Origin of the sequence: Tepidanaerobacter sp. GT38 (assembly GCF_021991635.1) — a bacterium.
Classification (GTDB): Bacteria; Bacillota; Thermosediminibacteria; order Thermosediminibacterales; family Tepidanaerobacteraceae; genus DTU063.
Window position 1 is genome coordinate 1 of record NZ_JAFFJA010000067.1, and the last position, 13720, is coordinate 13720.

The 13720-nt window shown below is 37.4% G+C and carries 13 protein-coding genes; all 13 read right to left on the minus strand.

The features are described from left to right. Positions 1-277: 277 nt before the first annotated feature. The 13 genes from ftsY to fapR all read right to left on the minus strand — a co-directional run bounded on the left by ftsY (position 278) and on the right by fapR (position 13528). Entirely contained in the window at positions 278-1171 is an 894-nt protein-coding gene (gene ftsY / locus JT739_RS09690; protein ID WP_237660916.1) for a signal recognition particle-docking protein FtsY, read from the minus strand. Positions 1172-1190: 19 nt separating this feature from the next. After that, positions 1191-4748, minus strand: coding sequence for a chromosome segregation protein SMC (gene smc, locus JT739_RS09695; protein ID WP_237660917.1), 3558 nt, complete (start codon positions 4746-4748; stop codon positions 1191-1193). A gap of 52 nt (positions 4749-4800) precedes the next feature. Then, positions 4801-5427, minus strand: a complete 627-nt coding sequence (locus tag JT739_RS09700; protein WP_237660918.1) for a DUF3786 domain-containing protein — start codon at positions 5425-5427, stop codon at positions 4801-4803. Between the two features lie 83 nt (positions 5428-5510). Beyond that, positions 5511-5771: a stage V sporulation protein S gene (locus tag JT739_RS09705; RefSeq protein ID WP_237660919.1), complete on the minus strand. Its 261-nt coding sequence runs from the start codon at positions 5769-5771 to the stop codon at positions 5511-5513. A gap of 101 nt (positions 5772-5872) precedes the next feature. Continuing rightward, a complete protein-coding gene (gene rnc, locus JT739_RS09710; protein ID WP_237660920.1) occupies positions 5873-6586 on the minus strand; it encodes a ribonuclease III in 714 nt (237 codons plus the stop codon). Positions 6587-6596: 10 nt separating this feature from the next. Then, positions 6597-7838: a beta-ketoacyl-ACP synthase II gene (fabF, locus tag JT739_RS09715; protein WP_237660921.1), complete on the minus strand. Its 1242-nt coding sequence runs from the start codon at positions 7836-7838 to the stop codon at positions 6597-6599. Between the two features lie 128 nt (positions 7839-7966). Next, entirely contained in the window at positions 7967-8200 is a 234-nt protein-coding gene (gene acpP, locus JT739_RS09720; protein WP_370642641.1) for an acyl carrier protein, read from the minus strand. Positions 8201-8267: 67 nt separating this feature from the next. Further along, entirely contained in the window at positions 8268-9008 is a 741-nt protein-coding gene (gene fabG / locus JT739_RS09725; RefSeq protein WP_237660923.1) for a 3-oxoacyl-[acyl-carrier-protein] reductase, read from the minus strand. Positions 9009-9012: 4 nt separating this feature from the next. Continuing rightward, a complete protein-coding gene (fabD, locus tag JT739_RS09730; RefSeq protein ID WP_237660924.1) occupies positions 9013-9948 on the minus strand; it encodes an ACP S-malonyltransferase in 936 nt (311 codons plus the stop codon). A gap of 13 nt (positions 9949-9961) precedes the next feature. Next, complete coding sequence (gene fabK, locus JT739_RS09735) at positions 9962-10903, minus strand: enoyl-[acyl-carrier-protein] reductase FabK (RefSeq protein ID WP_237660925.1); 942 nt, start codon at positions 10901-10903, stop codon at positions 9962-9964. Positions 10904-10927: 24 nt separating this feature from the next. Next, positions 10928-11905, minus strand: a complete 978-nt coding sequence (locus JT739_RS09740) for a beta-ketoacyl-ACP synthase III (RefSeq protein ID WP_237660926.1) — start codon at positions 11903-11905, stop codon at positions 10928-10930. 4 nt (positions 11906-11909) lie between these two features. Further along, entirely contained in the window at positions 11910-12905 is a 996-nt protein-coding gene (gene plsX, locus JT739_RS09745) for a phosphate acyltransferase PlsX (protein WP_237660927.1), read from the minus strand. 38 nt (positions 12906-12943) lie between these two features. After that, the gene (gene fapR / locus JT739_RS09750; protein ID WP_237660928.1) at positions 12944-13528 is read right to left on the minus strand and encodes a transcription factor FapR; all 585 of its coding nucleotides are present in this window, start codon (positions 13526-13528) and stop codon (positions 12944-12946) included. Positions 13529-13720: the final 192 nt, after the last annotated feature.

Genomic DNA, 13720 nt, shown 5'->3' on the forward strand with positions numbered 1-13720 from the left:
TTTTTACTGGTTATTGACACTGTTTAGGAAAAGTTTTTATGGTATCAGTAAGATAACGGCACCTCAACCTAAACCCAGACCTGTTATTTTAAAAGCTTGACCCTGCACTACGCAGGGTTTCACGGGCAATTTGGCATCCTGCCAAGTGCTCGTCAGCGTGCATCCTGCACGCTGCCCCTGCTTCGTTTGTCCCAAGCTTAAAAATAACAACGGTCTGGCTAAAGGTTTCGTTTGCCGTTATCTTCACATCAAAATAGAGTCTATATATCAAAATGCACTATGAAAATATAGCATCTACAAAAGCTTGTGGATCGAATTCCTGTAAATCATCTATTCCTTCTCCAATACCGATATACCATACAGGTATTTTAAGTTCTGAGGCAATAGCGACAGCAATTCCCCCTTTGGCAGTGCCGTCTAACTTTGTAAGGATAATTCCCTGAAAATCTACCGCTTCTTTAAAGGTCTTTGCCTGAATCAACGCATTTTGACCTGTAGTAGCATCTAAAACCATTAGACTTGTAATATTTGCTTCTGGGTATTCTTTTTGACAAACCCTATATAGTTTTTTTAGTTCTTCCATTAAGTTCTTTTTGGTATGAAGTCTCCCTGCTGTATCACAAATAATCAAATCTGCTTTTCTGGCTTTCCCCGCTTGCAGTGCATCAAATAGCACCGAGGCAGGGTCTGCACCTTCTTGATGTTTAATTACGTCCACGCCTACACGATTTCCCCATATTTCAAGTTGGTCAATAGCTGCAGCCCTAAAGGTATCTGCTGCAGCCAAAATAACTTTTTTACCCTGGCTTTTGTATTTGTGAGCTAATTTTCCTATTGAAGTTGTTTTTCCTACTCCATTAACACCTACAACTAACATGATTGTAGGGGAAGGCAGCGATATTTGAGTTTCGGGAAATAAATTTATAATTTCCTCTTTCAGTTTTTGCTTTAGTTCTTCAGGGCTTTTTATTCGCTTAGAGTTTTCTCTAAGTGTTTCCATAAGTTTTAAAGTAGTATTTACTCCAACATCGGAAGCTATCAAAAGTTCTTCCAGCTCATCAAAGGTCTCGTCATCAATTTTTTTAGTAAATTTTAACAGGTTATCAAACTTTTGGCTGAAATTTTCCCTGGTTTTGCTTAAACTCTGTTTTAGTCTGTTAAAAAAGCTCATTTATTCCACCTCGTTTTTATTATACCATTTTTACTGCCAAAACCTTTGACACGGCAGTTTCTTCCATAGATATGCCGTATAATGCATCTGCAATTTCCATTGTTGGCTTTCTGTGTGTTATCAATATAAATTGAGTATGCTTTGAAACCTTTTTTAGATACTTTGTAAATCGTGTAATATTTACATCATCTAAGGCTGCTTCAATTTCATCTAGGACACAAAAAGGTGTTGCTTTGGTATTTAAAATTGCAAAGAGCAAAGCAATAGCCGTTAAAGCCCTCTCTCCACCTGATAAAAGTGAAATGCTCTGTAGCTTTTTTCCTGGCGGCTGAGCTCTCACTTCTATTCCACAATCCAATATGCTACCATCGCTTTCTATAATAAGTTCTGCTCTGCCACCCTCAAAAAGTTCTGAGAAGATCTTATTAAATTCTTCATTGATTTTGCTTATAGCATTTAGCAGCATTTTTTCCATGGCGCCAGTGACATCTTCTATTATGCTGTCAAGATTGGTCTTGGCTTTTATTAGGTCATCTCGCTGTGATACCAAAAATTCATATCTCGCTCTTAAAGTTTCATAATCTTCTATAGCTTTCATGTTTACTGGGCCAAGGGATTCCATTTGGTCTTTTATAGATGCTAACTGTTTTTTTATATCTTCAATATCATTAAAAGAATCATCTTTAAAATTTAGCGCGTCTTCAAAGGTAAGGGAATACTTTTCATATAATTGATTGTCAATTTGATTTATCTCTATTTTTATTGTGGCCTCTTGAATATGTAAATTGTGAAGCAATGTTTCAACTTGATGTCGCTGTTTTTCCAGTTTATTTAATTCCTCCTGAGCTTTGTCTAAGTTATATTTTAACATATCTCTCTGTTCTCTCGAGGACTCAAGCATTTCTTGATGCTGTTTTTTAACATAAATCAAGTCTTTTATGTTAATTTCATAATCACTTAGCTTTTTCTGTATCAAAGCTATAGTTTCTTTATTTTGCGTAATTTTTTCTTGATATCTTTTTATTTCATCAATATTATATCTTATATTTTCTTCTATACTCTGCATGTTCTGAGTAATCGCAACTTGTTCTTGCTTGTATGATGCTAACTTAACTTTTAGCTGAGTTATCTCTTCGGATACTTTTTCTTTATCTTCTTCGGTCTTATCAATTTCCTCTTGGAGAACTTTTACCATACTTTGAGTCGAAGTGCTTTGTGTATCAATTTGACCTATATCGCTTTCCAGTAATGCAATTTGTTTGACAATCTCTTGAATTTCCGATTGAATTTGCTGTTTTTCCTCATTTAATTGTTTTTCTCGTTCGCTTCTTTCAGTAAGAAGATTTTGTTTTTCTTGAAGTTGCTTTTTTAAAACTTCTAATTCTGATTTTGTCGAGTATAAATTGGAAGTATTATTTTCAATTAGTTTTTGCTTTTCTTTAATTTCGTCTCTAAGTTTTTGGTTGTGCTGCTTAAGACGCCTCAATTCAACATCAAGCTCTTTGATTTGATTTTGACAGTCATTAATTTGCCTTTTTCTAGACAATAAAAAGTTGGAACGTCTTTGACTTCCACCGGTTATAGAACCGCCTGGGCTTATTACCTCACCTTGAACCGTTACCACCTTAAATGCAAAATTAGACTGTTTTGCAATGTTTACGGCATCTTCTAGAGAAGTTGATACTAAAACCCTCCCTAAAAGGTATGCTAAAGGAGCAAAGTATTTTTTATCAAAGGTGATAAGCTCAAGGGCTGACCCAATACAACCTTTAATTGATAAATATTTTTCCTCATTCTTTTCTATCAGCCTTGGCTTTACTGTTGAAAGCGGCAAAAAAGTTACTCTCCCAAAATTGTTTCTCTTCAGGAAATCTATAGCTTTTTTTGCATTTTCTTCGTTTTCACAGATTATATTCTGCATAGCCGAACCTAAAGCTGTCTCAATAGCAATTTCATAATTTTGTTCTACAGAAATTAAGTCAGCAACGGAACCATAAATGCCGGCATCAAAATACTGATTTTTTTTAAGAGCTATCATTAAGTTCTTTACACCATGCTGGTAGCCTTCATAATTTTCATCAATTTCTTTTAAAGTCCGCAGGCGAGAAGCAATAACTGTCAGCTCTTGTTGTTTTTGCATTTCAGCTTTTTCATTTTTCTCAAGTTCAGCAGCTATTTGGTTTTTGAGATTAACGAGTTCTTTTGTGACAATCTCTAACTTATTATAGGAGGACTTTAATGAGCCAATCCTTTCATCAATATCTGAAATTTCTTTCATAGTGGCGTTATTAGCTTCATCTATCTGCATCATCTCATTTTCAATTTGACCTAGGCGCTTTTGTAAATTGGCCTTCGATGTATCAAATTTAGAAATTGCATTTTTCTTTTCAGAAACATGATTTAAAAAATCAATAACTTCATTTTGAGCACTTTCAATGATACTTTGTTTTTCTTTTATCTGATCGTTTAAGGAAATTAAATTTTTCTCTTTTTCTTCTATAGCTAACTCAAGTTGGTTTATAACTTTTAACTTTTCTTCAAGAATATCAGCTTTAAATTTTAGACTCTCTTTAGATGCTTCTAAGTCTTCTTTATGTTTGTCAATACAGCTTTCAAAATCACTATTTGCACTTTCCAATCTCGCTTTTTCCGCCGTCGCCATCTCAAAATCTTTTTTTAGATCTTTTAACTGGCTATCTACGCAATAAAAATCGCTCTGAGCTTTTTCATAAGTTGCTTCAATTTCATTTTGCTTGGATTTATACTCGGTTATTTTTTGTTTTATTGATTTTATTAGATTATGTAGTTCAGTTAATGAGGATTGGTTTTGTTCCAGCTCATCCATTATATGTTTCAGCTTGTTTTGTCTGTTTTCTCGCTCAGATAAAAGCAAATTAATATCCAATTTTTTATAAATTAAACTGAGTTCCTTATACTTTAAGGCAATATCCTTTTGAAGGGCCAAAGGTTCCAATTGATTTAAAAGCTCAGTAATTACATCATCTATTCGAGAAATGTTGTCTACTGTTTCTTCAAGTTTTTTTTCAGCCTCTTGTTTCCTAATTTTGTGCTTTGAAATCCCAGCAGCCTCTTCAAAAATAGCCCGCCTTTCTTCGGGGCGACAAGTGAGGATTTCGTCTATCTGCCCCTGGCTTATAACCGAATAACCGGCTTTCCCAACTCCTGAATCAAGTAGTATTTCTTGGATATCTTTTAATCTGCAGGGAGTCTTATTTAAGAAAAATTCACTTTCACCTGATCGAAAAGTTCGACGGACAAAACTTATTTCAGAATAATCAAGAGGTATTAAGCGGTCAGAATTGTCAAGGGTAAGGGCAACTTCCGCCATGCCCATTGGCTTTTTTAAATGGCTGCCTGCAAAAATTACATCTTCTAGCTTATATCCCCTTAGATTTTTTATGCTTTGTTCACCTAATACCCAGCGAATAGCATCTATTATGTTACTCTTACCGGTGCCATTTGGTCCCACTATTACATTAATCCCAGGCTGAAATTCTAGTTCTACTCGATTGGCAAAAGATTTAAAGCCGTGAAGTTCGATTCTTTTTAGATACAAAGGCATCCCTCCCTACCTTTCCAATTCTAACACAAGCCATTGAAAAAAAGAACTAATTAATTATAAGTTTTGCTTCAAGTATCAATCTTTTTATGAGATAACCGCCAACACCTATTATACTTTCAATATGCAAAAAATGCTCAATTGATTTATCAAACAGCAATGTGGCATTAGCCGGAATTTCTTCATCGCCTTCCCAGATAACTACATACGTGCAAACCTTTGGAAATACATAAAATATAGCGGAGGCAGTACCCAAAATCCCAGGAAATCCGCCAAGTTTACCGGCACACGACAGGAAAAGTTGTGAATCGTATCCAAAGGTTTTTATAAGCCTCTGAATTGACTCCCTGAAAAAGGCCGGATAAAATAAAATGCCTCCATTTGGGACTTCTTTAAGACTTATCCACTTTCTTTCTAAATCCCGTTTTTGAGTAAAAAAAGTCAGGTAGTGTAGAATCAGTATTGTAAGTTCCGAACTCGCCAGACTGCCGTTTTGTCTATTTCTCACAGTTTTACATCTGCAGTCTACAATATATTCCTCATTTAAATGTGGCACAACAAATTGTCCTCTGTCTCTTATATACGAGACCTTCATACATTCAGCCACTTCTTCCGGCTTCTTTTTAGACAAATCCTCCCAACCTTTATTGATTGCAACAAGATAATTGTTTTTCATGACAATTCTCCCTAAAATATTCGATACAATACATGTATAACATAAAAATACCTGTCGTTTAAGACAGGTATTTTAAATAAATATTATCGGGGTTCTACGATGAATTTTATGGCCGTTCTTTCTTCTCCATCAATATCAATCTCTGCAAAAGCTGGAACTGTTATTAAGTCAATACCATTTGGTGCAACAAAACCCCTTGTAATTGCTATGGCCTTCACAGCCTGATTTACGGCTCCGGCTCCTACAGCTTGAAGCTCTGCCACACCATTCTCTCTCAGCACCGCTGCTAAAGCCCCTGCCACAGATTTAGGCTTAGATTGAGCTGACACTTTTAGTACTTCCATTCTCATATATCCCCCTTAATCATGCATATTGTTTTATTATATATGAGATATATATTCTATAGAGGTTACAAAATTCCTTCTTTTTGCAATATTATATTTTTCTATTGGCCCTTTATTTTCTCTAGTGCAGCTTTAGCAGCCTGCTGTTCCGCTTGCTTCTTACTCTTTCCTACACCCGTTCCCAAAACCTCGTTTTTCCACACTACATCTACGTAAAAGACTTTATCATGGTCCGGACCCGTCTCCTTTGTTACTCTGTATAATACTCTGTCGGCATCTGATTTTTGCAAAAATTCCTGTAGAGCTGTTTTATAATCTGTATCCCATTCACCTTCCACAGATTTTAAAATCACCATTTCTAAAATACTAATTATAAAGTCATAAGCAGTGCCGTAATTTTTATCAACATAAATTGCACCAATCAGAGCTTCTAATGTATCTGCAAGAATTGAGCTTTTTTGCCGGCCTCCAGTATTTTCCTCACCCTTGCCTAAAATCAGATAATCACCTAAACCCAATTGCCTTGCTGCTTTGGCAAGGCTTGGTTCGCACACGGTTAAAGCACGAATTTTGGTCATCTGGCCTTCATTTAAAAAATTATAGTTTTTATAAAGATATTCACTTATAACTAATTCAAGTACAGCATCACCTAAAAATTCTAATCTTTGATTGTTGTCTTGATGTGGACAGTCCTTTTCATTAGTCAAAGAGGGATGTATGAAGGCTTGATTCAGTATATTTACATCACTAAATTGAATCTTTATTTTTTCTTGCAACTTTTCAAGTTGCAATAACCTTTCTTTACTTATATACATGTACTATACCTCATTTGTATTTCTTTACTATTATGCATGCATTATGGCCTCCAAAGCCCATGGAATTAGATAAAGCAACATTTACTGTGCGTTTTATGGCTTTATTGGGCACATAATTTAAATCGCACTCAGGATCCTCATTTTCATAGTTTATTGTAGGCGGAATTTCGTCATTATATGTTGCTAAAACTGAGGCTATTGTTTCTACTGCGCCTGCAGCTCCCAACAAATGACCTGTCATGGATTTAGTAGAACTTACTGCAAGCTGATACGCATGCTCACCAAAAGTATGCTTTATTGCCAAAGTCTCAAATTTATCGTTCAAAGGTGTAGAAGTACCATGAGCATTTATATAATCAACATCATTTGCCGAAATTCCAGCATCGGAAATTGCAGCTTTCATTGCCCGTGACGCACCTTCGCCTTCGGGTGCGGGTTGTGTTAGATGATATGCGTCAGCTGTAGTGCCATAACCTATAACCTCAGCGTAAATTTTTGCATTTCTCTTTAAAGCGCTGTCCAGAGTTTCCATAACCAGAATCCCTGCACCTTCACCCATTACAAAACCGTCTCTATCTCTGTCAAAAGGTCGGCTGGCTCGGCTTGGCTCATTGTTTCTAGTAGATAATGCTTTCATAGAAGAAAATCCCGCCAAAGAAAGTTCAGTTATGGGTGCTTCTGTACCACCCGATATTATAATATCAGCGTCCCCTCTTTGTAAAGTCCGAAAAGCCTCTCCAACGGCATTTGTGCCTGAAGCACAGGCAGTTACTACTGTAAAATTAGGGCCTTTTAATTCAAAAGCCATAGATACCTGTCCTGAAGCCATATTTACTATCATCATAGGTATAAAGAATGGGCTGACTCGGCCTGCACCTTTATTTAAAAGGTTTTTATGCTGCTCTTCCCAAGTTATGGTTCCTCCGATACCGGAACCTAATATGACGCCTACCCTTGTCCTATCAGCAGCAGAAAGATCCAGAGCTGAATCCTCTAAGGCCATCTTAGTTGCTGATATTGCAAATTGGGTAAACCTGTCCAATCGTTTTAATTCCTTTTTCTCGATATAATTTTCCGGGTTAAAGTCCTTCACTTCACCTGCTATCTTAGTAGGCAGGTTACTGGTATCAAAGCGGGTAATTTTATCTATACCAGATTGACCATTTATAAGCGAGGTCCAAAATTTATTTAAACCGGTGCCCACCGGCGAAATAACACCCATTCCAGTAATTACGATACGTCTTTTTTCCATTATAAACCTCCTTTTTCCACAACTAATTTTATTGAGTCTATAAATATATCTATATTAAACGGGATACCCCGAAATGGCGTCCAAATATAAACAAAGTCCCGTAGATGCAGCTACGGGACATATTTCGATTATGCAGAATGATTTTTTATGTAATCAAGAACATCTTGCACAGTCTTGATTTTTTCCGCATCTTCATCTGGTATTTCCATATCAAACTCTTCCTCAAAGGCCATAATTAACTCAACAATATCTAATGAATCAGCACCTAAATCATCAATAAATGAGGCTTCCGGAACAATCTGATCCTCATCAATGCTCAGCTGGTCAGCAATAATCTGTTTTACCCTATCCAATATCTCCACATTCTTCACCCCCTTCCTCAATGCATATTATGATTAGTTTTGCTCAATTTATTCCATATTTAAGATATTATAAACTCATACCACCGTCAACAACGATTAATTGTCCCGTTATATAATCAGCTTTTTCAGATGCTAAAAAAGCTACCAAATTCGCAACATCTTGGGGGCTGCCAAATCTTTTTAAGGGTATTTTTGAAATCATATCCTCTTGTTTTTCAAGCAACGATGAAGTCATATCCGTTTCAATAAATCCTGGAGCGACTGCATTTACGGTAATTCCCCTACTACCCAGCTCCTTGGCTAGAGATTTGGTAAATCCTATTATACCTGCTTTAGAAGCTGCATAATTGACCTGACCTGCATTGCCATAAATACCTACAACAGAGGATATATTGATTATTTTACCCTGCTTTTGTTTTATCATGTATTTAACGCAAGCCTTTGAGGTATTAAATATGCCTTTTAAATTTATATCAATAACCTTGTCCCAATCTTCTTCTTTCATTCGAAGAATCAGCGCATCTCTCGTGATACCCGCATTGTTTACTAAAACATCAATCCTGCCGAATTTATCTACTATATCATCAACCATTTTACATACCTTATCGAAATCAGATACATCTGCTTTGTACATTACTGCTTTTTGTCCCATAGTTTCTATTTCACTTACAACTTGTGCTGCCATGTTTTCGTTAGAAGAGTAGTTAACAATAACACATGCATTTTCCTTGGCTAATTGCAAACATATTCCTCTCCCTATGCCTCTAGAACCACCCGTCACTAAGCACACTTTACCAGCAAGGCTCATCTTTTCAACCTCCTAAATTTTTAATAGTGTTGTATAGTGACTCGGTGTCTTCAACATTTGTAACTTTCAAGGTTTTGTCGATTTTTTTTACGAAACCGCTTAATACTTTGCCTGGGCCTACTTCAACAAATGTGTCAACACCACTGTCTATCATCTTTTTAATACAATCTTCCCATAGCACCGGAGAGTTTACCTGTTTAACCAAAAGCTCTTTGACTTGCTGTCCTTCCCTTGCAAAATCTGCATTTACATTTGACACAACGGGAATTTTGGTATCTTTTATTACTACCTTTTCCAGTTCTTTTGCCAAATTATCGGCCGCTGGTTTTAGCAAACTGCAATGGAAGGGCGCGCTAACCGCCAGTAAAACTGCCTTTTTGGCGCCTTTAGCTTTAGCTAAATTAATTGCCTTGTTTACTGCTTCAACCTCGCCTGCCACTACTATTTGCCCTGGACAATTAAAATTAGCAGCTTCAACTACGCCCTCTGCGGAAGCCATTTTACAAATTTCTAGAACCTGTTCCCTTTCAAGGCCTATTATTGCAGCCATAGTTCCCTTACCTATAGGAACAGCTTCCTGCATAAATTTACCTCGTTTTTGAACTAGTGGCACTGCCTGGCGAAACTCCAATGCCTCTGATGCAACTAGGGCTGAATATTCACCAAGACTTAAACCTGCAACCACATCAGGAAGGATGCCATTTTCCTTCAGCACTGAGTAACAAGCAACACTGTGGGTTAAGATAGCCGGTTGCGTGTTGACAGTTTCTTGTAATATCTCTTTAGGCCCTTCAAAGCACATTTTAGAAATTCTGCCATCAGTAACCTCATCAGCTTCGTCAAAAACCTTTCGAGCTGCAGGAAAATTATCGTAAAGATCTTTGCCCATTCCTACGTATTGTGCACCCTGACCAGAAAATATGAACGCTGTTTTTCCCATGCTGGCACCTCCGTTACTTTAATTTAGACAGGTTTTTTAATAAATTTTCAGCGTTGATGATTATATCTTCTATAATTTCTTTGGCAGATTTCACTTCATCAACAATACCGGAAACCTGCCCTGCCATTAAAGAACCGTTATCTATATCTCCGTCCACAACTGCAAGGCGCAACCTACCTTTCCCCAATTCTTCCAATTCGTCAACAGAGGCATGTTTTTGCTCCAACTCTTCAAACATAACCGACAGTTTGTTTTTTAAAACCCTTACTGGATGGCCTGTAGTTTTTCCAGTTACAACTGTACTTCTGTCCTTTGCCTTGATAATTGCTTCTTTGTATTTATCATGTGCAGTACATTCTTTGGCACAAACAAAACGTGTGCCCATTTGAACTCCTTTTGCTCCCAAAGCCAAAGCTGCAACAAAACCTCTAAAGTCAGCTATACCGCCTGCAGCAATTACAGGTATTTTGACAGCATCAACCACCTGAGGGACCAATGCCATTGTGGTCAACTCTCCTATATGGCCGCCACATTCCATGCCCTCGGCAATTAACGCATCTGCACCTGCTCTCTCAAGCCTTTTAGCTAATGCTACCGAAGAGACAACCGGTATCACCTTTATACCTTCCTGTTTAAGTTTAGGTATATACTTTCCCGGATTTCCGGCACCAGTTGTAACTACAGGCACTTTCTCTTCTAAGACTACATCGATAATCTTATCTGCATATGGAGACATAAAATAGATGTTTACTCCAAAGGGTTTATCAGTAAGGCTTTTGGCTTTTCTTATCTCATCTCTCACCACATCTTCAGGGGCGTTGCCGGCACCAATTATGCCAAGCCCACCGGCGTTTGACACTGCAGCCGCCAGTTCTGCTGTAGCTACCCAAGCCATGCCGCCTTGAATTATAGGATATTTTATATTTAGCAGCTCGCATATTTTAGTGTAAAACATGATCTCCTCCTTAATATCAAATCCTTAGCTCCACTCGAGCAGGACTGCGCCCCAAGTTAACCCTGCTCCAAAGCCAACTAAAACAACCTTGTGCCCTTTTTCGATTTTCCCAGAATATAGAGCTTCATGCATAGCCACAGGAATGGAAGCAGAAGACATGTTGCCATACTTATCAAGGTTTATCACAACGCGGTCTTTGGGAAAGTTTAACCTTTTTAAAGCAGCATCTATAATCCTTACATTTGCCTGATGAGGAATGATAAAATCTATGTCATTTAGTGTCAAGTTGGCTTTTTCCACAACTTGCCTTGTGCAATCTTCGAAGACCTTAACTGCAAACTTAAAAACTTCATTGCCATTCATTTTTATATAATGCCTTCGATTCTCAACTGTTTCAAAGCTGGCAGGTTCTCTGGTGCCTCCGGCAGGCAATTCAAGGAGACTTGCGCCGCTGCCATCAGCACCTAAAACACTTGATAAAACACCACCGGTCTCAACCTGACTTACAACAACAGCACCGGCCCCATCTCCAAAAAGCACACATGTATTTCTATCTTGCCAATCTACCATCTTAGAAAGCACTTCACTTCCCACCACGAGAATATTTTTATACAGGCCAGTCATTATATATTGTGCGGCTGTAATCAATCCATACACAAAACCGGTGCATGCAGCTTGAATATCAAAAGCCGCAGCATTTGTAGCTTTTATTTTATCTTGTATTATACAGGCAGTAGCCGGAAAAGTATGGTCCGGTGTAGAAGATGCAGAAATAATCATGTCGATATCTTCGGGTTTAAGATTTGCATTCTTTATGGCAAGTTTAGCAGCTTCCGCTCCCAAATCTGATGAACCTATATGTTTTTCTGCAGTTCTCCTGCTTAAAATTCCAGTTCTTTCTACAATCCATTCATTGGAAGTATCAACTATTTTCTCCAGTTCAGTATTTGTTACAACGTTATCCGGCAAGTATGAACCAATTCCTATTATTCCAGCCCTCATCTAGTTAATTCTCCTTTTCAATGAGTTTTATGTTTTGCTTTAATTTTTCACTTACATTTGCTTTTGCGAACTTAAAAGCAGCTTTTATACCATTTGCAATAGCTTTACTATCAGAGGATCCGTGGCATTTAACTAGAACCCCGTCAATTCCTAAAAACATTGCTCCACCATATTCAGAGTAATCCAGGCTTGCTTTAATTTTATGTAACGCTGGTTTTAAAAGCATAGCACCTAATGAATATGTAATATTGCTCTTTACTTCCGCCTTTAATCGATTAAAAATATAAGTGCCAAACCCTTCGAGGGTTTTTAAAAAAATATTTCCAGTAAATCCGTCACTTACAACCACGTTTACTTTACCGTCAAAAATATCTCGAGCTTCTATGTTACCAACAAAATTGATGGTTTCGACTTGCTTTAGAGCAGCATATGCCGCTTTTATAGTAGAATTCCCTTTTTCTTCTTCAACACCGATATTCATAAGTCCGACAGTTGGGTTTTGTATATCTATAATCTCTTCCGCGTAAATACTGCCCATTATGGCAAATTGAACGAGATTTTTCGGTTTAACTTCGCTGTTTGCCCCAATATCTAAAAGCACCACAGGATCTTTTTGTGTAGGAAAGACCGTAGCAATAGCTGGCCTGTCAATACCTTCTATCCTTCCAACAACAAACAGCCCTCCAGCCATTAAAGCCCCTGTGCTGCCTGCAGATACCATTGCTTGAACTTTGCCTTCTTTTAAAAGTCTCAAGCCTTTTACTATAGACGATTCCTTTTTCTTTCTAATGGCATTTACCGGCTGTTCATCATTAGTTATTACATCTTCGGCATGAATAATTTCTAAGGAGCTACCGGTTTTTTCCATATGTGGTTCTATTTTATCCCTGTTGCCTATCAAAACAATCTCCGAACTCAGTTCCTTTGAAGCTGCAACAGCTCCCTTGACAATTTCTTCAGGGGCTCTATCTCCACCCATGGCATCTACCAATATTCTCATGTTCTTTGCGGCTTTTTGCCGCCAACCTCCTTTCAACTTTATATAATTGCATGTTTGCCTTCATCATCAAGGGATACCAGAATAAATTTGGCTCTGAAAACTTCTTGTTGCTTGACATATGTCCTTACAAAAACAAATTTCTTATCGCCCCGTATCCTTGTAACTTCAGCCTTTGCCACTAGTTTTTGGCCTGCAAACACAGGCAATTTGTATTTGATATTGGCTACACCAGTTAGCGCCGCTTTTGCATCGATAGTAGCGATTGCCAGGGAATTGGCTTGAGCAAAAATAATATCTCCTCTCACTACCTTGGTCTTGCCAAATGTCATATTACTTGTTGTTTCTAAAATAGATATTCCTCTCTTATCCAGTTCAAGGTCAACTAATTCTCCCACAATTTCCGCAACATCTATAGAACGGACTTTAGCATAATTTTGTTCTGCTACTGCCTTTATTCTTTCTCTTAACTCCGGTATTTTAAGCTCCATTCTATCGAGGCGAATAGTTTGAATGCTTACACCAAACTTCTCTGCCAGTTCCTCATCATTTAAAAAAGGGTCCCTTTCAATCGTGTCAAGTAGTACTTTCTGCCTTTCTCTTTTGGTAAGCCACTTCTTCGGCATTATATCACCTCAATAGTAGTTGCTTTTAGTATCAGATGCTAAAAGTATATCTTAAAACTTATAAAAAATCAATACTTAGTGTAATTTTTAACAAAAAATAAAAACCCACCCAACAGCCTAATAAAAAATTTTGTCGATTTCAGGAACATAAAAACAAAAAAATACCTTCAAAATGAACTGCCCCCTGTCAAG

Bases quoted from the DNA above. Each gene is read 5' to 3' on its own strand.
- plsX (WP_237660927.1), bottom strand. From the start codon at position 12,905: ATGAGAATATTGGTAGATGCCATGGGTGGAGATAGAGCCCCTGAAGAA.
- JT739_RS09705 (WP_237660919.1), bottom strand. From the start codon at position 5,771: ATGGAAGTACTAAAAGTGTCAGCTCAATCTAAGCCTAAATCTGTGGCA.
- fabG (WP_237660923.1), bottom strand. From the start codon at position 9,008: ATGAGCCTTGCTGGTAAAGTGTGCTTAGTGACGGGTGGTTCTAGAGGC.
- rnc (WP_237660920.1), bottom strand. From the start codon at position 6,586: ATGTATATAAGTAAAGAAAGGTTATTGCAACTTGAAAAGTTGCAAGAA.
- JT739_RS09700 (WP_237660918.1), bottom strand. From the start codon at position 5,427: ATGAAAAACAATTATCTTGTTGCAATCAATAAAGGTTGGGAGGATTTG.
- JT739_RS09740 (WP_237660926.1), bottom strand. From the start codon at position 11,905: ATGAGGGCTGGAATAATAGGAATTGGTTCATACTTGCCGGATAACGTT.
- fapR (WP_237660928.1), bottom strand. From the start codon at position 13,528: ATGCCGAAGAAGTGGCTTACCAAAAGAGAAAGGCAGAAAGTACTACTT.
- fabF (WP_237660921.1), bottom strand. From the start codon at position 7,838: ATGGAAAAAAGACGTATCGTAATTACTGGAATGGGTGTTATTTCGCCG.
- fabK (WP_237660925.1), bottom strand. From the start codon at position 10,903: ATGTTTTACACTAAAATATGCGAGCTGCTAAATATAAAATATCCTATA.
- fabD (WP_237660924.1), bottom strand. From the start codon at position 9,948: ATGGGAAAAACAGCGTTCATATTTTCTGGTCAGGGTGCACAATACGTA.
- ftsY (WP_237660916.1), bottom strand. From the start codon at position 1,171: ATGAGCTTTTTTAACAGACTAAAACAGAGTTTAAGCAAAACCAGGGAA.